The sequence below is a fragment of the Mycolicibacter senuensis genome, from assembly GCF_002101885.1.
In the GTDB taxonomy this organism is placed as follows: Bacteria; Actinomycetota; Actinomycetes; order Mycobacteriales; family Mycobacteriaceae; genus Mycobacterium; species Mycobacterium senuense.
Window position 1 is genome coordinate 77,569 of record NZ_LQPS01000039.1, and the last position, 21,929, is coordinate 99,497.

Genomic DNA, 21,929 nt, shown 5'->3' on the forward strand with positions numbered 1-21,929 from the left:
CGGCGCAACGACGCCTCTGGGCGCGGAAATGCACACGGAAAGTATGGCAGCACCGTCGGCGCCAACGACCTAGTAACCGGCAAATTCGACGCCCCCATCCAGGCCCCCACGGCGGCATTCCGGCCGGCGGAGATGGCCTCGCTGAGCCCAGCACGAACTCCCCGATGAAACGGTGCCTTGTGCCCGGCGCATAGCGTCCGGCGGCCCGCCGAGCCAGATCCTTCCGGGAACGCTCCATGAAGACCGGCTCGCACAGCGTCACCGAGACGGCTGGCAGCAACTGAGACGGTGAGGCCATGGTCAGGGGCTCCGGCTGACCACGGCCATACGAATCCCGCGGGTGCGGGGCGGTTGACAGCCCACGACCACGCGCCCCACGCCGGTCTTGGCGGCAACGCCGGCTAACCCAACCCGGCAGTCACGTCGGCTTAATCCGAAGAGGACAGTTACTGAGAAACATTCATCATCTCATTAATTGATGTCGATCTCCCGCGGCCCTCGGCAGGCCTCAAAACCGCTGTTCGCGGCCTGATCAGGGGTCGGACGTCCGTGTCAGTGAACAACAGTTGACTGGCTCAGAATAGATGTTAACCTTTCTTTCTGAAGATCTTGCTATGCCGTCAATATGTATAGTTAAGGGGATGCCGCCATGGCCCGTCATCGTCAAAGTGGTTCCAAGGGGCGTCGCAGCAGCCGGGTGTTCGGCGCCGGGACGGCGATTGGAGCCTTCCTCGCCTTCGGCATGTCCCCGCTGGGAGTGCAGCCAGCGCACGCGGACTTCGACGACGTGCTCATCGACTTGTTCGGCGAGGGCCTGGGCGATGCCCTGACTACCCTGAGCGCCGACTGGGCTGATCAGGACGCTTGGCAGTTGGTGTTGGACCCGGTCAGTTGGTCGCCATTCTTCGACAATGTGGGTGACCCGGCCGTCTGGGATGTGATCCTGTCTGATCTGGATCTGAGCGGTGTCGGGGCGGCCAGTTTCGACCTGCCCGGTTCTGCGGCGTTCAGCTGGAACGAGATCAACTGGTGGATGCCGTTTGGCAACGGCGCCGATGGCACCGCGGAGAACCCAGACGGCGCGGCCGGCGGGTGGATCTTCGGCACCGGTGGTGCCGGTTGGGACGCCGACGGCACGGACGGCCTGATCGACGGTGGTGCCGGCGGTCAGGGTGGCCTGTTCGGTGGCGACGGTGGTGCCGGTGGGGACGGCTACCTCGGCGGTGATGGCGGTGCCGGTGGTGCTGCCGGCCTGTTCTCCTGGTTCAGCCACGGTGGCGCCGGTGGTGACGGCGGCGACGCGGTTACCGCCGGTGGCGCCGGTGGCACCGGTGGCATCGGTGGTGACGCCGCCCTGTGGGGTCTGTTCAGCACCGCCGGCGCCGGCGGCCAAGGCGGTGATGGTGTGGCCGGTGCCGCCGGTTTGGCCGGCATCCTGGCCCCGGATGGCAATGGCGGCGCCGGTGAGAACGGTGGCGCCGGTGGTAACGGTGGTGCCGGCGGCAGGGGTTCGTACCTGTTCGGCGCCGGCGGTAAGGGCGGCGCGGGCGGTAACGGCGGCGCCGGTGGTGCCGGTGGCGACGGCGAGGACGGCCTTAACGGCACCGGCGACGGTGCCGATGGAACCGACGCCGGTAACGGCGGCCAGGGCGGCAACGGCGGCGCTGCCGGTAAGGCGGGCGCCGGCGGCGCGGGCGGCTGGTTCATGGGTAGCGGCACCGCGGGCACCGCAGGTGCTCAGGGCGCCGGCGGGGTCGGCGGCGACGGCGGTGAAGGTGGTGACGGCAGCGACGGCGCGGACGGCGCCGACGGCACCGCCGACCACGTCGACGGCGCGGCGGGTCACGCCGGTGGGCAGGGCGGCAATGCCGGTCAGGCCGGCGCCGGCGGCCACGGCGCCGGCGGTCAGGCCGACAGCGGTACGGCCGGTACGGCCGGCAAGGGCGGCAGCGGTGGTACCGGCGGCAAGGGTTATGACGCGGCCTCCGACGATGATGCCGCCGCGGGTACCGCGGGCGGCAATGGCGGCGCCGGTGGCGACGCGGGCCTGGGTGGCTTGGAGGCTGATGGCACGACGCATGCGGCCGCGGGTGCGGCCGGCGTCGGCGGTGCCGGTGGTGACGGCAAGGACGGTGCTGCCGGGGAAGCGGGCACCGCAGTCGACCCCGACGGCACGGCCGGCACCAGCGGTGGCGCCGGCGGTAACGGCGGTCTGGGTGGCCTGGAGGCCAACGGGTCCCGGGCGGCCACGGGCGTCGGCGGTGACGGTGGCGCCGGCGGCAAGGGCGGCGCCGGCTATGACGCGGTCGCCGAGGGCGCGGCGGCAGGAGTCTCGGGTGGCAACGGTGGTGTCGGTGGCGATGGTGGTGTCGGTGGCACCGGATCGACCGCCGGTACCCATGGTGCTGGTGGTGTCGGCGGCAAGGGTGGTAGCGGCACTGATGGTGCCCACGGTGGTGGCGGTTCTCAGGGTGATGCCGCCAACCCTGATGGTGGGGCCGGTCAGGCCGGCGGCAACGGCGGTAACGCCGGTGTCGGTGGTTCGGGTGGTTCTTCGGGTAACGGAGTTTTCGCTGACAGCGGCGCCAGTGGCATCGCGGGCAAGGGCGGCAACGGCGGCGAAGGCGGCGATGGCTATGACGCCGCCGCTGATGCTTTGGCGCTTGCGGGTACGGCGGGCGGCAACGGTGGTGTCGGTGGGGATGCCGGCATCGGTGGTGTGGAGGCTGATGGCAGTCGGGCTGCGGCAGGGACGGCGGGTGTCGGCGGTAACGGTGGCGACGGTAAGGACGGCGCCGACGGTGTCCACGGCACGCAAGCTAACCCCGATGGTGGGGCCGGTCAGGCCGGTGGTGCCGGCGGTAACGGTGGCTTGGGCGGTCTGGAAGCCGACAACACCCGTGCGGCCGCTGGTGATGGCGGTGACGGTGGCGCCGGCGGTAAGGGTGGCGCCGGATATGACGGGTTGGCCGGAGTCGACCCCGGCGAGGCTGGCGAGCACGGCGGCAACGGTGGTGCTGGTGGCGCCGGTGGTGTCGGCGGCACGGGCGCCAATGCGGGTAGCCACGGCGCTGGTGGCGAAGGCGGTAACGGTGGCTCGGGTGGTGCCGGCGCTGCGGGTGCCGACGGTGTTGCCGGCACCGCGGCTCACGTGGATGGCACGGCGGGTCAGGCCGGCGGTGCCGGCGGTAACGCCGGTAAGGGTGGTGTCGGTGGCGACAACGGTGACGGCACCACCGCCGCGGCTGGCACCGACGGCTCGGCCGGTGTCGGTGGCAAGGGTGGTGCCGGTGGTCAGGGCTTCGACGGTGTAGACGGCTCCAACAGTGGCGTTGGGCGCATCGACGGCACCAACGGCGGCGCCGGCGGCGCCGGTGGCGATGGTGGCCTGGGCGGCCTGGAGACCGATGGCACCCGCGCGCTTCAGGGCGATGGTGGTGCCGGTGGCGCCGGCGGTAAGGGCGGCAACGGCGGCAACGGTGTCACCGGAGCTACCGCGGGCGCTGCCGGCACCAACGGTGGTGTCGGTGGCGACGGCGGTGTCGGTGGCGTCGGCGGCCAGGGCGCCAACGAGGGCGCAGACGGTTTCGGTGGTGTCGGTGGCAATGGCGGTAACGGTGGCGCCGGTGCGGCAGGCGCTGCCGGTGTTGACGGCACCGCCTCGCATGTGGATGGCACCGCCGGCGGCCACGGTGGCGCCGGTGGTAACGCCGGCAAGGCCGGTACCGGTGGCGCCAACGGCGATGGCCTCGGGAAAGCTGCCGACGGAACCGACGGCTCGGCCGGTGTCGGTGGTGCCGGTGGCCAGGGCGGCAAGGGCTTCCAGGGCGCCGACTCCACCACCGCGGGTGTGGCCGGCGGCAACGGTGGTGCCGGTGGTGCCGGTGGTGACGGTGGCCAGGGCGGCCTAGAGGTCGACAACACGCGTGCTGCTGATGGTGCGGGCGGCAATGGTGGTGCTGGTGGTTCTGGTGGTGACGGTTACGACGGCCAGGACGGTGTCGACGCGGTCGAAGGCGCTGGTGTCGGTGCGGCTGGTGGTGCTGGTGAGTCGGGCACTAATGGTGGTAACGGTGGTGCCGGCGGTGCCGGTGGTTCGGGTTCGACGCAGGGCCAGCAGGGTGCTGGTGGAGCGGGTGGTAACGGTGGCTCCGGTGGTGACGGTGGTGACGGTGCTGATGGTGCTGAGGGCACACAAAGCCATGTCGATGGTTATGACGGTGGTGCTGGTGGTGCCGGTGGTAACGCCGGTAAGGGTGGTGTCGGTGGCCTCGGTGCGGGCGGCCAGGCTGCCAGCGGTGATGACGGCGCGGCTGGTGTCGGTGGTGACGGTGGTGTCGGTGGCGACGGCTTCGAAGGTGCCGACTCCACCACCGCGGGTGTGGCCGGCGGCAACGGCGGCAACGGTGGTACCGGTGGTGACGGCGGCCAGGGCGGCCTGGAGGCCGACAACACGCGTGCCGATGATGGTGTGGGCGGCAATGGTGGTGCCGGTGGTTCCGGTGGTGACGGTTACGACGGCCAGGACGGTGTCGACGCGGTCGAAGGCGCTGGTGTCGGTGCGGCTGGTGGTGCTGGTGAGTCGGGCACTAATGGTGGTAACGGTGGTGCCGGCGGTGCCGGTGGTTCGGGTTCGACGCAGGGCCAGCAGGGTGCTGGTGGAGCGGGTGGTAACGGTGGCTCCGGTGGCGCTGGTGGTGACGGTGCTGATGGTGCTGAGGGCACGGCGTCCCATGTCGATGGTTATGACGGTGGTGCTGGTGGTGCCGGTGGTAACGCCGGTAAGGGTGGTGTCGGTGGCCTCGGTGCGGGCGGCCAGGCTGCCAGCGGTGATGACGGCACGGCCGGTATCGGTGGCGACGGTGGTGTCGGTGGCGACGGCTTCGAAGGTGCTGCCGGTGCGTTGGGTGTCGACGGCGGTAACGGCGGCAACGGCGGTACCGGTGGTGACGGCGGTAAGGGCGGCCTAGAGGTCGACAACACGCGTGCCACCGATGGCGTCGGTGGTAACGGTGGCACCGGTGGTGCCGGTGGTGCGGGCTATGAGGGTCAGTCGGGCACCAACGCTGCCGAAGGTGCCGGTGACGGTGCTGTTGGTGGTGCTGGTGAGTCGGGCACCAATGGTGGTAACGGTGGTTCCGGTGGTGCCGGTGGCTCGGGTTCGACGGCTGGTGAGCAGGGCCTGGGCGGTGTCGGTGGTGCTGGTGGTTCCGGTGGCGCCGGTGGTCGGGGTGCTGATGGTGCTGATGGCACCGACACCCACCTCGACGGCTATGCCGGTGGCGCTGGTGGTGTCGGTGGTGATGCCGGCAAGGGCGGTGCCGGTGGTCTCGGCAAGGGCGGCGCGGCTGCCAGTGGTGATGACGGCACGGCCGGTATCGGTGGCGACGGTGGTGTCGGTGGCGACGGCTTCGAAGGTGCTGCCGGTGCGTTGGGTGTCGACGGCGGTAACGGCGGCAACGGCGGTACCGGTGGTGACGGCGGTAAGGGCGGTCTAGAGGTCGACAACACGCGTGCCACCGATGGCGTCGGTGGTAATGGTGGCACCGGTGGTGCCGGTGGTGCGGGCTATGAGGGTCAGTCGGGCACCGACGCGGTCGAAGGTGCTGGTGACGGTGCTGTTGGTGGTGCTGGTGAGTCGGGCACCAATGGTGGTGCTGGTGGTGCCGGTGGTGCTGGCGGCTCGGGTTCCACGGCTGGTGAGCTGGGCCTGGGCGGTGTCGGTGGTGCTGGTGGTTCCGGTGGTGCTGGTGGTCGGGGTGCTGATGGTGCTGATGGCACCGACACCCACCTCGATGGCTATGCCGGTGGCGCTGGTGGTGCCGGTGGGGATGCCGGCAAGGGCGGTGCCGGTGGGCTCGGTAAGGGCGGTACGGCTGACAGTGGTGATGACGGCACCGCCGGTATCGGTGGCGACGGCGGCCACGGTGGAACCGGCCACATCGGTGAGGCCGGTTCGTTGGGTGTCGACGGCGGTACCGGTGGTGACGGTGGCACCGGTGGTGATGGCGGTAAGGGCGGCCTAGAGATCGATGGGACCACGCGTGCCACCGATGGCGACGGTGGTGACGGTGGCACCGGTGGTGCCGGTGGTGCCGGCTACAACGGCCAAAACGGTGTCAATCCCGGCGATGCCGGTGAAGACGGCAGCGCTGGTGGCACCGGCGGCACCGGTGGTAACGGTGGTAGCAGCGGCACCGGCACCGGTGGTAACGCCGGTGATGGTGGCGCTGGTGGCGCGGCCGGCAATGGTGGCGACGGCGCGAATGGCGATGCCATCAACACAGAAGGCGGCAAGGGCGGCGACGGCGGCAACGTCGGTACCGGCGGCGAGGCCGGCCAGGTCGGCACCGGCGCGACCGCGGGTCAAACAGGTACGGATGGTGCCACGCCGACCACCGGCGGCAACGGCGGCAAGGGCGGCGACGGCTACAACGCAGCCACCGATCCAGGTGCTGTGCCGGGGACCGCGGGCGGTCACGGTGGCGCCGGTGGTAAGGGTGGCGACCACGGTAACGGCGGGGCCGGCGGCCACGGTGGTGACGGCGCCACCGGTCTGGCCGGCGATGCCGGTACCGACAGCAACACCGACGGCACTGAGGGTGGCGTAGGCGGCACCGGTGGTAACGGTGGTGCCGGTGGTGCCGGTGGCTCGATTGCAGGTGCCGGTGGCCACGGCGGTAATGCCGGTAGCGGTGGCACAGGCGGCGACGGTGGTCACGGCTACACCGCCCCGGCTGGCAGTGGTGAATCCGGCAGTGACGGCGGTAACGCTGGTGCCGGCGGCCTGGGAGGCAACGGTGGCGCGGGCGGCGCCAGCGCCAACGGCAACGCCGGTGATGGCGGCAACGCTGGCAACGGCGGCAGCGCGGGCACGGCCGGTGATGGCGGTGACGGCGCCGGTGGCGGCGGCACGAACACCGGTGGTGACGGCGGTGACGGTGGTAACGGCGCCGAAGGCGGTGCGGCCGGCAACGTCGGTCTGGCCGGCGCGGGTGCAGGTGGCAGTGATGGCGACGACGGCACTGCGGGCACCGGTAGCGGCGGCGGTAACGGCGGTCAAGGCGGCGACGGCGAGGGCTTCTACCTGGTCGGTCCTATCCCGGTCGGCCAGGCCGGCGGCAATGGTGGAGATGGCGGTACTGCCAGCTCGGTCGGTGATGGCGGCCGCGGCGGTGATGGCGGTGCGGGTGCTGCCTTTGAACCTGCTGTTGGTGGTGCGGGCGGCAATGGTGGCCGTGGTGGTGACGCCACCACCGGTAACGGTGGTGCCGGTGGTAACGGTGGTGAGGGTGCTGGTGGTTCGGACTCCCAGGCTCTTTTCCCCGCTGGTCCCGGTGGTCTCGGCGGCAATGGTGGTGCCGGCGGTGATGTGTCCGTGGAGGGCACCGGCGGTGCTGGTGGTGTTGGCGGTGCTGGTGGTGACGGCGGCGATGGGTCGGCGGTTGCGGCCGGTAACGCCGGTATCGAGGGTGCTCAAGCTGGTGATGGCGGCCATGGTGGCGCCGGCGGTCAGGGCGCGGGAACCGGCCACGGTGGTGCCGGCGGCCAAGGTGGTGCCGCCGGTAATGGTGGTCACGGTTCGGCCGGCGTGTCGGATGCCGACGGTGTCGGCCAGGACGGTGGCGACGGTGGTCGCGGTGGCAACGGCGGCTTGGGTGGTGGCGGCGGTGACGCGCTCGGCTCCGGTGATGGTGGTGCCGGCGGTGCCGGTGGTGCCGGCGGTAACGCTGGAAACGGCGGTGCGGGTTCGGATTCGACCGCGGCCGACGGTGATGGCGGCAAGGGTGGCAACGGTTCGTCGGGCGGAAACGGTGCCGGCGGTGGCGCCGGTGGCACCGCGTTCGGGACGGGCACCGGTGGCGCAGGTGGCGCCGGCGGCCACGCGGGGCAGAGCGGTTCCGGTGGCAACGGTGGTGACGGCACCGGAACCGGCGACGGTGGTCTCGGCGGCAACGCCGGTGGTACGAACAACCTCGGCGGCGGATCGGGCGGTGCCGGTGGTGATTCAGTCGATGGTGACGGTGGTGTCGGCGGTGCCGGTGGCAATGGCGGTGCCGCGGGTGCGGTGGCCGGCAACGGTGGGGATGCGACCGGTACCGGTAATGGCGGCCACGGTGGCTGGGGCGGCGTAGGCGGCTGGGGTGGTGTCGGCGGTGCCGGCGGTGATGCGTTGGGTGCCACGGGCAATGGTGGTGCCGGCGGTAGCGGCGGTGATGGTGGCAACACCACCGCCGTTGGCGGCAACGGCGGCAACGGCGGCCTGAGCGGCAACGGCGGCCAGGGCGGCGTCGGCGGCTGGGGCGGCGTGGGCCGCGAAGGCGGCGCCGGTGGCAGCGCGGCCGGCTCGGGCAACGGTGGTCAAGGCGGTGACGGTGGTGACGGCGGCACGAACAGTGACGGCGGCCAGGGCGGCAACGGTGGCGATGCGCTGCCGGGTCAGGCCGCGGGTAACGGCGGCGCCGGCGGGCAGGGCTCCGGTGGTGAGCCCGTCACGTGGGCGCCGGGGGGCTACCAGTACGGCCAAGGTGGTGACGGCGGCGCCGGCGGTAGCTCGGCCACCGGCACCGACGGTGTCAGCGGCGATGGTGGCCAGGGCGCTACCGGCAGCAACGGCGGTAACGGCGGTAACGGCGGTACGGGCTGGACCGCCCCGGCCGGCAGCGGCCAGTCCGGCACTGATGGCGGTAACGCCGGTGCCGGTGGCGCCGGTGGTGACGGCGCTGTGGGCGGTGCCAGCGCCACCGGTACCGCGGGCGACGGCGGTGACGCCGGTAACGGTGGTAACGCCGGTACCGCGGGCGACGGTGGTGACGGTGCCGGCGGCGGCGGCGGTGACGTCGCGGGCGATGGCGGTAACGGCGGTAACGGCGCCGAGGGCGGTGCGGCTGGTGCCGTTGGCCTGGCCGGTACGGGTACCGGTGGCAGCGACGGCAACGCCGGCAGCGCGGGCACGTCCAGTGACGGCGGTACCGGCGGCCAGGGTGGTGACGGCGACGGCATTGGCAGCGGCGCGCTGATCGCCCAGTCCGGTGGCACCGGTGGTACCGGCGGCACCGGTGGCGCGGCGGCCGATGGTGGTGCGGCCGGCAACGGCGGTGCCGGCGGTGCCGGCGGTATGGGCGCCGGCATCGGCACCGGCGCGACCGGTGGATCCGGTGGAGCGGGCGGCGGCGGTGCCGTGAGCGACGCCACCGGCCCGGGTTACGGCGGTGGCGGCGGTGGCGGTGGTGGCGGCGCGGCCGTCATCTCCAGCAACGGTGGGGCAGCCAGCGGTATCGCGACCGGTGGCGCCGGCGGCAGCGGCGGCGACGGCTCCACCACCGCTGCGGGCGGTGACGGCGGGACCGGCGGGCAGGGGCTGATCGCCGCTGACGGCGCGGCCAGTACCGCCAACGGCACCGCCACCGGCGGTGCGGGCGGAGATGCTGTCGGCACCGGCACCGGCGGCGACGGTGGCGACGGCGAAATCGACGCCCACGGCGCGGGCGCCCACGCCAGCGGTGAGGGCATCGGCGGTAAGGGCGGCACCGGAACTGACGGTGGCGTCGGCGGCGCTGGTGGCATTGGCTCGGTCAACGCGGCTGCGAGCGGCACCGCGAGCGGTACGGCCACCGGCGGTAATGGCGGCAACGCCACCGGTGACGACAGCATCGGCGGTAGCGGTTCCGACGGCTGGGTCCAGGCCGGCTATCAAGGTGCCTCCGGCGGTGTTTCGGCCGGTACCGCGACCGGTGGTCACGGCGGTAACGCCTCCAATGGAGGTATCGGTGGTGACGGTGATTACGGACTCCTGCTGTCCAGCGGAACGGGTGTGGTCTCTGACAGCCACGCCAGTGGCGGCAACGGTGGCGATGCCAACGTTGCTGGTGCTATGGGCGGCAAGGGCGGCAGCGCCAACATCGCCGGCCTGAACGGCGGACAAATCACGGGCTCCAACGCCACTGCCGGCGACGGCGGTGACGGCCTCGGCGGTGACGGCGGCGACGGTGGGCGTGCCTGGCTCAACGCCAGTGACACAGGCAGCACCATCACGAACGGCACCGTGACCGGCGGAACCGGCGGCAACGGTGGTCTCGACGGTACGGACGGTGCCGAAGGCGGCGACGGCGGCGGCGGCTACTGGGCCAACATCTTTGTTTCCAATGGTGTGACCTCCACCGGCGCCAGCTCTACCGGCGGTAACGGTGGTACCGGCGGTGACGGTGGCGACGGCGTCGGCAGCGACGGTGGCGACGGCGGCCGCGGCGGCATGGGTGGCAACGGAAACGGTGACGGCACCACGGGCTTCGGCGGTAACGGTGGCAACGGTGGTGCCGGCGGCACCAACGGCGGCGCCGGCGGTGCGGGAGCCAACGGCGGCCAGGCGCTAGCCGATCCCGACACTGGTACCGCCACCGGCGGCGATGGCGGCAACGGCGGCGCGGGCGGCGACGGCTTCGACGGCGGCGCGGGTGCCGGTGGTGGCAATGCGACCATCACCACCCTCAACGGTGGTTCCGTCAGCTCCGACAGCACCGCGACCGGCGGCAGCGGTGGTAACGGCGGGGACGGCAACGCCGTGGCCGACGGCGGCAAGGGCGGCAGCGGCGGCAGCGCAACGATGACCGCCGACGGTGGCACCATCACCGACGGTCACGTCAACGGCGGCGATGGCACCGACGGCGAAGCCAACGGCGTCAACGGCGCCAACGGTGCCAACAACTCGATGACGGTCACCGACGGCAGCGTCTCCAACGTCACGGTCGAAAGCGGCCAGAACAGCGACAACGCCGCAGGTGGCCAGGCCTCGCTGGTGATCAACAGCGGTGGCAGTGTCGCCGACAGCACCGTGACCGGCGGCAAAGCCGGTGATGGATTCGACGGCGGCGCGGCGACCCTGACGTCTGTGGGTGCGGACAGCTCGGTTAGCAATGCCACCGTCACCGGTGGTGACGGCGGCTCGGGCGGTGTCGGTGGGAGCGCCGATGTGTCGGCCACTGACGGTGGCGTGATCGACACGGTCTCAGCGACCGGCGGCAACGCCAGTGACAGTGCTGCCGGCGGTGCGGCCACGGTGAGCGCCGATGGCGCAAACAGCGAAGTCACCAACAGCATTGCCAGTGCTGGTAACGGTGGGGTCGGTGACGCTAACGGCGGCACCGGTGGCCAGGGTGGTGACGCGGAGGTCGCGGCGGCCAATGGCGGCAGTATCACCGACGCCACCGCGAGCGGCGGTGAGGGCGGCGCAGGCGTCGCCGGCGGTACCGGTGGCGCGGGCGGTACCGGCCAGGTGGCCACGAGCTTGGGTGACATCGGCGGTTCGGGTGGCAGTGCCACTGGTGAGGCCACCGGTGGTGCCGGTGGTACGGGCACTGGCGACGGCAGCACCGGTGGTGCTGGAGGTATGGGCCAGATTGGTGGCGGTTTCCACGACAGCTACAAGGATGTCGGCGGTGACGGTGGCGCGGCCAGTGGCATTGCGACCGGTGGTATCGGAGGTGATGCCACCGGTGGCGGCACCGGTGGTGCCGGCGGTCTGGGCAGTGTCTTGGCCGGTGGTAACAACGCCACCGCTGACGGCACCGGAGCGGGCGGCGCCGGTGGTAGCGCCGACGGCACGGGCAGTGTGGGCGGTAACGGGGCTACCGGTCAGGTGTCGGCGCTCAACGACGGGGCGACGGCCAGCGGCAGCGGTACTGGTGGTACTGGCGGCAATGCCTCCAACGGTGGTACCGGCGGCAACGGTGGTACCGGGTGGGCGCGTGCCCTGGGAGAGAACAGCCACGTCACCGATGCCACCGCTCACGGTGGTGACGGTGGTGCCGGCACTGACGGCATGAAGGGCGGCAACGGCGGTACCGGCAATCTGCAGGCATATGCCGACGGCAGCACGATTGACGGCAGCCAAGCCCAGGGCGGGCAGGGTGGCGCCGGCGGTAACGGTGTCAACGGTGCCGGTGGCGGCAACGCCAGCATGTCGACGGGCAGTGACAGTGGTCCGACAGCTGGCGGTGACCAGATCACCGACAGTTCGGTGCACGGCGGCGACAGTGTCGGTAACTACGGTGGCAGCGCCGCAACGATGACTGCGACTGGTGGGTCGACCATCGACGACAGCCATGTCGTCGGTGGCGACGCAGCCGTCGGCGGCGGGGCCAGCCCGTATGCGCAGATGACCGCCAGCAATGGTGGTGCCATCAGCGGCAGCACCGTCACCGGTGGTGACGGTGGTGCCGGGGGTGCGCAGTTCGCCACCATGACCGCTGACGGTCCGGGCAGCTCGATCACGGACAGTTCGGTGAAGACCGGTGACGCCGGAAGCAATGACGGTACGGCTGAGGCGGGTCGTGGCGGTGCGGGCAACATGACCGCCACCAACGGGGCGACCATCGAGGACGCGCACGCGATCGGTGGCACCGGCGGTAACGGTGCCGATGGTGGCAAGGGCGGTATCGGTGGTGCGGCCACGGTGACCGCCGATGGTGAACACAGCACCTTGAGCGGCACGGCCAGCGGTGGTGTCGGCGGTAACGGCGGCGACGGACACAACGGCGGGCAGGGTGGTTCGGTCACCCTGAGCGCGACCAACGACAGCACCGCGAACGCTCTGGGCGACGGTGTGGTCGGCGGTGACGGCGGGAACGGTGGTGTCGGCGGTGTCGGCGGCACCGGTGGTGCGGCCTCCCTGTCGGCCGACAGCGGCAGCGCGGCCAGTGGTTCGGCCTCCGGTGGTGACGGCGGTAGCGGCGACTCGGGTGCCGGCAAGGCGGGCAGCACCGGCACGGTGACCGCCACCGACGGTGGCGTGATCACGAACAGCACCGCCACCGCTGCCGACAGTGTCAACGGTGTGGCCGGTGGTGCGGCCAGTGTCAGTGCTGACGGTACAAACAGCTCTGTCACCGACAGTTCCGCTGTTGGTGGTAAGGCCGGTGCCGGTGATGCCAACGGTGGCAAGGGCGGTGCTGGTGGTGCCGCCAGTGTCTGGGCGCAGGAGGGTGGCGCGGTCACCGATGGTCACGCGATCGGTGGTGCTGGTAACACCGGTAGCACTGGTGGTTCCGGTGGTGCTGGTGGTGCGGCTCGGGTGGGGGCTTATGGGGCTGACACCACTGCTGAGGGCACGGCCCAGGGCGGTGACGGTGGTGCTGGTGAGCTCGATGGGCAGGCGGGTGCCGGTGGTGACGCCTTCGTTGATGCCGGTATCACCAATGAGGGTGTGATCGTCGGTAACGGCGAGCACACCTCGGGTAACGCCACCGGCGGCACCGGTGGTGCTGCGGACGGCTCCGGTGCGACCGGTGGTAACGGTGGTGTGGCGATCGTGCGGGCTTCTGATGGCACGATCGGTGTCGCTGGTGACTCGAGTCTGGCTCAGGCCGCCGGCGGTGACGGTGGTGCAGGCCAGAACGGCGGTCAGGGTGGTGCCGGTGGTGCCGGTTACACCTTTGTCACCAACGGTGGCACGGTGACCGACGACGACGGGGCGGCCACTATTGCCCAGGGTGGCACTGGTGGTGCTGGTGTCGATGGCGGCAAGGGTGGTAACGGTAGCTTCGCGCAGGTGACTGCGGGCCAGGACGGGACTGCCTACGGTCAGTCCACAGCTGGTGACGGTGGTGTGGGTACCGGCGTGGGCAGTACGGGCGGCAACGGTGGTAGCGCCAATGTCCAAGGGGCCTGGTCTGGTCCCGGTGGTACTGCGCACGGTGTTGCCACCGGTGGTCACGGCGGCAACGGTGGTGATGCGACCGGTGCGGGTACGGGCGGCAACGGTGGTGGCGGCAGTGTGGTCGCTCGCGGTGCCGGTGCCGAGGCCAGCGGTGCCGGGCACGGCGGCAAGGGTGGTAACGGATACGACGGTGGCAAGGGCGGCAACGGCTTCAGCGGTGCGGTCCAGGCGTTGAGCGACCATGCCACCGCGAATGGCATCGCGACTGCCGGTACTGGTGGTGACGCCACCGGTGCTGGGGCTGTGGGTGGTAATGGTGGCTACACCTACATCCAGGCCAATGGGGAAAATTCGACCATCTCGGGCAGCACCGCTACCGGCGGTGACGGTGGTGCCGGGGTTCCCGGGGCTAACGGCAGGGTGGCCTCGGACACGGTGATCAACGCCAAGGGTGACGGTGACACCATCACCAACAGCCACGTCACGGGTGGTGACAGTGCCGGTACCAAGCAGGGTCCGGGGGCGCGGATCACCACCGATGGTGGTCATGTCGCTGACAGTTCGGTGACGGCGGGGCAGAGCACCGACACCACGCTGGGTGGTTCGGGCAGCCTGACCGTGACCGGCGGCGGCAATGTCACCGATGCTCACCTCACCGGTGGTAACGCCGGTACGGGTACCGGGGCCGGTGGTGGGGCTAACATGACCGTCACCGGCGGCACCGTCAACGGTCTCGAGGTTGATGGTGGCCACGGCGGTGTCAACGGGGCCGGCGGTAGCGCCACCGCGACCGTCGGGACGGACAGCTCCGTGGCCACCAGCTCGGTCACCGGTGGTGACGGCGGTGCCGGCGCTGCCGGTGGTGCGGCCTCACTGACCGCCACCGACGGCTCCCACATCGAGGACACCCACGTGACCGGTGGTGAAGGCTCCGACACGGCCACCGGTGGTGCGGCCAGTGTCAGCGCTAGTGTCGACAGCAGCATCACCGACGTCACGGTGAACGCCGGTGGTGCCGGCGGGACCGATGGCAACGGCGGCGCCGGCGGCGCTGGCGGTGCCGCGTCCGCCACGGCCGCGAGCGGTGGTGTCATCGACGGCGGCATCGTGACCGGTGGTGAGGGCGGCCAGGCTATCAACGGCGGTACCGGCGGCAGCGGCGCTGCGGCCGGAATCGAGGCGACCACCGGCGGCACCGTCACCGGCAGCGACACCGTTGCCACCGGCGGTTCGGGTGGCATGGGCGATGCCGGCATCGGCGGCGGCGGGCAAACGGGTGTCGTTCAGGCCGGCGGTGGTGGCACCGTTACTGATGGCATCGCCAAGGGCGGTGACGGCGGCGCGGGCATCAACACCGGTACGGGAGGCAGCGGTTCTGCGGCCAGCGTCTCCTCGCACGGCATCGGAAGCACCGCCACCGGTACGGCTATCGGAGGTACCGGCGGCAAGGGCATCGACGGCGGCGTCGGCGGTGGCAGCACTGGCTTGGTGAACTACGCCACCATCAACGGCGGCTTCTCCAGCTGGCCTGCCGGCAACGCCCACGCTGCGGGTACGGCCATTGCAGGTAACGGCGGCGACGGTTATGACGGCGCCCGCGGTGGCGATGGTGGCATGGCTTCCATCGGGGCCTTCACCACCGACGGCGGCACTTCACAAGGTACGGCGACCGGCGGTGTCGGCGGCGACAGTGGCAAGGGTGTCGACGCTGGTGACGGCGGCCAGGGCGGCGTCGGCGCTATCTCCAACGCGGTGGGTAACACGATCACCGGAGCGACGGGCACCGGCGGCGCCGGCGGCACCGGCGGCGACGGCGGCATCGACGGCGCCCAGGGTGGCCAGGGCGGTGCCGGCGGTGTTGGTGCGGTCCGAGACGGCGTCGGCAGCACGGCGACCGGTGGCGACGGTGGTGACGGTGGTGCCGGTGGCACCTATGTCGACGCCGCCAACACCGGTAACGGCGGCGCGGGCGGTGCTGGTGCCTCCGGTCAGGTCGGTCTGGGCGGCGAGCTCGGTTCGGTCAGCGGAACCGCGACTGGTGGTGCCGGCGGTGATGGCGGCGACGGTGACGTCAACGGCAACGCCGGCGGTGCGGGTGGCGCTGGTGGCATGGGCACGATCTCTGCCGACACCGCGGACAGCAGCGCCAGCGGCACCGCGACCGGTGGTGCCGGTGGCAAGGCGATCGGCACCGGTATCGGTGGTGTCGGCGGTGTGGGCGAGGTCAGCGCCACGGCGGGTGGCGTGGCTACCGGCACCGGTGACGGTGCGACCGGCGGCGCTGGCGGGGACGGTATCGACGGCGGCCAGGGCGGTGCTGGCGGTATCGGTTCGGTGAACGCCAACGGTGGCAGTGCCACGGGTGACGCGACGGGCGGCGAAGGCGGTAGCGGCACTGGTGCCGACAGCACCGGTGGCGCCGGTGGTGCAGCCTGGGTGCAGTCGAACTACAACGACCTGGGCGGCGGGACTGCTGAAGGCACCGGTATCGGTGGTGCCGGTGGCGACGCGACCAATGGTGGTGACGGCGGCAAGGGTGGCATCGGGATCGTGCTGGCCAACAGTGGGGCCAAGGCCGACGGTGTTGGCACCGGTGGTGACGGCGGTGATGCCACGGCGGCGGGTGCTACCGGCGGTACCGGCGGGATGGGCCAGGTGGTTGCTGGTGGAGACGCCACCAGCACGGCCAGTGGTGCGGCTACGGGCGGTAACGGCGGCGATGCCCACGGCGGCAACGGCGGTAACGGCGAGCGCGCCTTTGTCCAAGGTGTTCGCGGTTCTGCCAGCGGTACGGCGACCGCCGGTAACGGCGGTGACGGCAGTGTTGAGGGTGGCGACGGCGGCGACGGCGGATACGCCAAGGTCGAGGCCATCAACGGCAATGCCGCGGCGACCGCCAGCAGCGCCACCGGCGGCAACGGCGGTGCCGGCGGTGCTGACGGCACGACCGGCGGCAACGGCGGCTACGGCTGGCTCAAAGCCGAGAACGGCGGCTCCGTCACCGGCAGCGACGCGATCGGGACCAACGCCGTCGGAGGTGCTGACGGCGGTAATGCGTCGATCATCGTCGACGGCACGGACAGCTCGGTCACCCATAGCGCTGCTCACGCCGGTGCGGCCGGCGTCGGCGACGCCAACGGCGGCACCGGCGGCGACGGCGGTGATGCGCAGATCGCGGCTGCCTACGGCGGTGCGGTCATAGACAGCACCGCTACCGGCGGAACCGGCGGCAGCGGAGCCGACGGCGGTGCCGGCGGCCACGGTGGCCTGGGTATCGTCCACGCGGCCGGCGCCAACACCTCGCTGTCCGGGGGCACCGCGACCGGCGGCAACGGCGGAAACGGCAGCGATCAGGGCGTCGGCGGTGATGGTGGCCTCGGTGCGGTGACAGCCGGGGTCGATGACAACAACGTTCAACTGCCCGACAACACCGTCAGCAATAGCGCGGCCACCGGTGGTCTTGGTGGAGATGGCACGGGGCCGGGCAGCGAGGCCGGCGACGGTGGTGACGCCGTGATCCAGGGTGGCAACGGTTTCGAGCTCACCGACAGCACCGCTAAAGGTGGGATCGGCGGCGCGGCCACCGACGGCGGCACCGGCGGTAAGGGCGGTGTCGGCCAGATCCTCACCTTGACCCAGGGTGATGTCGAAAACGGTCACGGTACCGGTGGCAACGGCGGTTTGGGCACCGCGGGCGCTACAGGCGGCAACGGCGGTGTCGGCCAGGTCGTCTCGTGGAACCACGCCGACGGCACCGGTGTCGGTACCGGCGGCAACGGCGGTGCCGGCCTCGGCGGTGACGGCGGCAACGGCGGTGTCGGGTCGGTGTATGGCCAGTCCAGTGCCGGGCCCGGTAACAGCGTGGACGGGACCGCCCTAGGTGGCCACGGCGGTGACGGCGGCGAGAACGGCACCGATGGTGCCGTCGGCGGCAAGGGCGGTGACGGTGGCCGTGGCAGCGTCGAGGCAACAGCGTCGACGGGGCCGCATGTCAATGCCGACGCCACCGGCGGCAACGGCGGCAACGGCGGTGCCGGCGGCGCCGGCGCCGACGGTGGCGACGGCGGCAAGGGTGGCATCGGCAACGCGATCGGCACTGACGACGGTGTCGGCGGCGCCGGCGGCCAAGGTGGCGCTGGCGGCACCGATGGCCCGAGCGGGGACGGACACGGAGGTACCGGCGGCAACGGCGGCACCGGCACCGGCGCTACCGGCGGCGACGGCCAAAATGGCGGCGACGGCCAGGCCGACGGCACATCCGGCGACGACGGCGGCCACGGGGCGAACAACCCCTAGACTGCTCGCCGCACCGGCTGCGCGAATTGATACGTGTCCGAGGAGAAGGACCGTATCAATCCGCGCAGCCGGCCGAACAATTCGACTGGCCCGCAGCCTATTTCGTACTTCCATGGCCAATCGCTGTCATATAGAGCACTCGACGCGTGGCTCCGTCGTTCGGCACCTGGTACCGCGGAGGGGCCACCTCGATCTTCGGGAGAATTTTTCGGGCCGCCCGCGGCGGGCGGGCCCCACCGGTATCCCGACGGTGATTCGCGCCGCTCGTGCCGCCTGATCCGGAGGGCACCCACGTGACTCAGTGTGTCGGGCCGTGGGCAAAACCGTTCCATAGCTCGTCGTAGCAACCAGGTGACCGGCGTCCTCGCGTTCGGCCTGGCCCGACTGGACCCCGTTGCCCCGGCGACCTAACCGACGACTTCCTGCGCGACTTCGACGCGTTCCGCACCGGCGCCGGCGGTAACGGCGGCCACCAGTCCTGATCCCGAGAACTTCAACTACGTCACTATCTGAGGGGAAACACACCATGTCAGCTCGTAAGTCGCGGCATTCGCGCAGCCAGAAGTCCCGCCGGGTGTTCGGCGCAACCAGTGCCGCGGCGGCGTTCCTGGCGTTCGGCATGACTCCGGTGGTCGCCGCACCGGCCGCATACGCCGACCTCGACGACCTGTTCGACATCCTCAACACCGACCTGTTCGGGACCGCGACCGGCGACATCAGTTTCCTCAACGGCGACGACGCGATGACCGTCTTCACCAACCTGCATGCCGACCTCGAGGGCTGGCTGGCCGATACCGACAACACTGCGCTGATCGCGCAGATCAACGATCCGTGGATCGACCTGTTCGGCCGCGGCTTGATCGGTAACGGCGATGCCGCCTGGGATGGCACCAACGACTCGATGTTCGGGTGGCTGGGCTTGGGCAACCTGAACGACGGCGGCTTCCTGTTCGGCGACGGGGCCACCGGCGGTATCGACACCGATGGCAACGGGCTGGTCGGCGGAGACGCCGGATTCTTCGGCTTCGGTGGTGCCGCCGGCGCGGGCATCGACGGCGGTGACGGCGGCAGCGGTGGCGTCGGTGGTGACGGCGGCTTCCTGTTCGGCGCGGGTGGCACCGGCGGTGCGGGCGGCGCGGGCAAGATCGGCGCCGACGGCGTCAACCCATCCACCACCGGGCCGGCCGACGCCGGTGACCCGGGCGAAAGCCAGACCGACACCGACCCCGGCGGCGACGCCACCGGCGGCAACGGCGGTGACGGTGCCGACGGTGTGGGCGGGCAGGACGGTGGCGACGGCGGGACCGGTGGTGACGCCACCGCCGACCAGGATGCGATCGCCGGCAATGGCGGTAACGGCGGCACCGGCGGTAACGGCGCCGACGGCCAGACCGGGGGCAACGGCGGTACCGGTGGCGCCGGTGGCCGCGGCGGGCTGTTTGCCGGTGACGGTGGTGCCGGCGGGGCTGGTGGCGCGGGAGCCGACGGTGGAAGCGGCAGTGCCGCGGGCAATGGCGGCAACGGCTCCGACGGCGGTCACGCCGTCAGCGGAATGCACAACCTCACCGGGCCTTCATCCGGATTGATGGTCACCAACGGTGCGGCCGACGGCGGGACCGGCGGGGCCGGCGGCAACGGTGGCACTGGCGGCAGCGGCGGCGATGGCGGTACCGGCGGCGCGGGCGGTGTCGGTGGCGCCGCGCAGGCATTTGGAGCCCACGCCGGTGCGCACGGCGTCGGCGGCGCTGGCGGCGATGGCGGCAACAGCGGGGCCGGCGGCGACGGCGGCCAAGGTGGCAACGGCGGGCTGGGCGGGGTCCCCACGTCCGGGGCGTTCGCCAGCGTCGGCCAAGGCGGTGACGGCGGCGCCGGCGGGAACGGCGGGGATGCCGGTGCGGTCGGCAAGGGTGGTGCCGGCGGCGACAGCGGAGGCGGCAACCACGGCGCCGACGGCGTCAATGGCCAGTTGCCCGCGGCCAGCGGCAACGGCGGCCAGGGCGGCAACGGCGGTGGGTCGACCGGCAACGCGGCCGATTCCACGGTGGGTGGCGTGACCGGCAGCAAGGGCGGTGACGGCGGCGATGGCGGCAACATCGGCAACGGCGGCGACGGTGGCCAGGGCGGCTACGGTGGCTACGGCGGCTCCGGCCTCAAGGCCGACAGCGGCGACGACGGCGGTAATGGCGGCAACGGCGGCGACGGCGGGGCCGGCGGTAATGGCGGCAACGGCGGATCGATCTCCGGTAATGCCGGTAACGGTGGCAATGGCGGCAACGCCGGTGGTGGCGGTGCCGGCGGTACCTCGTTGGGCAAGGCCGCCGACGGCGACTTCAGCACCGGCGACGGCGACGGCGCCCACGGCGGCAACGGCGGGAACGGTGGTGACGGCGGTACGGGCGGCGACGGCGGCGCGGCCGGCCAGGTGCTGGGCACCGGTGACGCCGGCACCGCCGGTGATGGTGGCCGCGGCGGTTACGGCGGAACCAACGGTGGTGCCGGCGCTGGTGGCACCGGTGCGGCCGGAACAGCCGACCACATCAACGGCGGCAACGGTGGCGACGCCGGCGACGCCGGCGAGGTGGGCCAGGGCGGGGCCGGCGGCAGCGGCGCCCACGAAGGCGCTCCCGGCGCCGATGGCGCGCCTCGCACCGCCAACAACGGCGGCGGCGGTTCCGGCGGGCGCGGCTTTGACGCCACCGCCCCGGGCGCCAAGGGCGGTAACGGCGGCAACGGCGGTAACGGCGGGACGTACAACAGCAACGGCGGCAGCGGTGGCGCCGGCGGCAACGGCGGACCCGGAACCGCGGGTGATCCCAACACCGGCGACCCCGGCACGCCCGGCGGTGCCGGCGGCCAGGGCGGCGACGGCGGCAGCGGCGGCACCGTCTCCGGCAACGGTGGCTTGGGCGGTCGGGGTGGCAACGGCGGTGTCGGCGGTGCCGGCGGCACCGGGGTGCCGGGCGAGGACGGCGGCGCGGACGGTGCCGGTGGAGCGGCCGGGACCGGTGGATCGCGTGCCGGCAGCGTCTCCGGCGGCCAAGGAGGCACCGGAACGCCCAACGGGCCCAAGGGCGCGTCCGGTGATCCCGGCGCCGCCGGCCCCAATGGCGAACCCGGTACCGCCGGCGGCGCGACCAACCCCTAGCCCCGGTTCACCGACGGGCCTCGCGGGCTGACGTCAACGGTCCCCTGCGCGGGGGGTGCAGGGGACCGTTGACGTTTCAGCGCACCCGTCGATGCCGTCGTGGCCCGGACCGACGGCGCAACGGCTGCAACCAGTCCTAGCGATAGGAGATGACGCCGAGTCCGTCGATGCGGCGGAAATCCGCGGGATTGGCCGTCAGGACCGGGATTCCGAGTTGCAGGCTGGTGCAGCCGATCCACAGGTCGTTGCTGCCGATCAGTTCTCCGCGGCGGCGTAGCTCCCGGGTGGCCCTCGCGTACGTCAAAGCGATCTCAGCATCGACCGGGACGAGGGTGTGGCGTTCACGCATACTGACAACGATCGGATCGTCGGTGCGGTCGAATCCTGCAGCGAATTCACCGAGTACGACAGTCGAGAGAAACAATTCCGTATCGGGCGATTGACTCAGAAATCGGTGGGCGCACCCGTTGTGCTTGCCGGCGGCCCGTTCGCGCTGCAGGTCGATGAGAAACGTCGTGTCGACGCCTACGCGGAGTGCCACGGATCATCCGGCGGGAGGTCCATGTGCTGTGCCTCATCGAGGCGGTCGAGTACATCCGCAGTTGCGGTCGGCAGGTCGGCGAGGGCTGCCAGCAACGCGCCCGCGGTGCGGGCTTCGTTGCGCCAGTGTGCCCGCTTGATCACGCGTGAGAACGATTCGCCCGGCGAACTACGCGCCGCCCGGAGTCGCTCGTATGCCTCGATGTCAATCGAGATCGTCTTGGTGGCCATGTATCCATGTATACATGCATGGATACATGTTGACTAGGCATCATGCCCCCGAACGGGGCCGAT

At 71.7% G+C, this 21,929-nt stretch carries 4 protein-coding genes; 2 read left to right on the forward strand and 2 right to left on the reverse strand.

Features of this window, described 5'->3' with window-relative positions:
- The first annotated feature begins 649 nt into the window (after positions 1-649).
- Complete coding sequence (locus tag AWC24_RS22490; RefSeq protein ID WP_163705455.1) at positions 650-17,950, forward strand: beta strand repeat-containing protein; 17,301 nt, start codon at positions 650-652, stop codon at positions 17,948-17,950.
- Between the two features lie 526 nt (positions 17,951-18,476).
- A complete protein-coding gene (locus AWC24_RS23360) occupies positions 18,477-21,095 on the forward strand; it encodes a PE family protein (protein ID WP_163705453.1) in 2,619 nt (872 codons plus the stop codon).
- Positions 21,096-21,231: 136 nt separating this feature from the next.
- Here AWC24_RS23360 and AWC24_RS12630 read toward each other — a convergent pair whose 3' ends face one another.
- Both AWC24_RS12630 and AWC24_RS12635 read right to left on the reverse strand, forming a co-directional pair.
- Entirely contained in the window at positions 21,232-21,636 is a 405-nt protein-coding gene (locus AWC24_RS12630; protein ID WP_085085383.1) for a type II toxin-antitoxin system VapC family toxin, read from the reverse strand.
- Positions 21,621-21,866 carry an antitoxin VapB family protein gene (locus AWC24_RS12635; RefSeq protein WP_013831009.1) on the reverse strand — a complete coding sequence of 82 codons (246 nt, stop codon included), beginning with the start codon at positions 21,864-21,866 and terminating at the stop codon, positions 21,621-21,623. Before AWC24_RS12635 ends, AWC24_RS12630 begins: the two co-directional genes overlap by 16 nt.
- Positions 21,867-21,929 lie beyond the last annotated feature (63 nt).

What these genes read in the sequence shown, in the direction of transcription:
- AWC24_RS12635 (WP_013831009.1), bottom strand. Translation starts at nt 21,866, where the DNA reads ATGGCCACCAAGACGATCTCGATTGACATCGAGGCATACGAGCGACTC.
- AWC24_RS22490 (WP_163705455.1), top strand. Translation starts at nt 650, where the DNA reads ATGGCCCGTCATCGTCAAAGTGGTTCCAAGGGGCGTCGCAGCAGCCGG.
- AWC24_RS23360 (WP_163705453.1), top strand. Translation starts at nt 18,477, where the DNA reads ATGTCAGCTCGTAAGTCGCGGCATTCGCGCAGCCAGAAGTCCCGCCGG.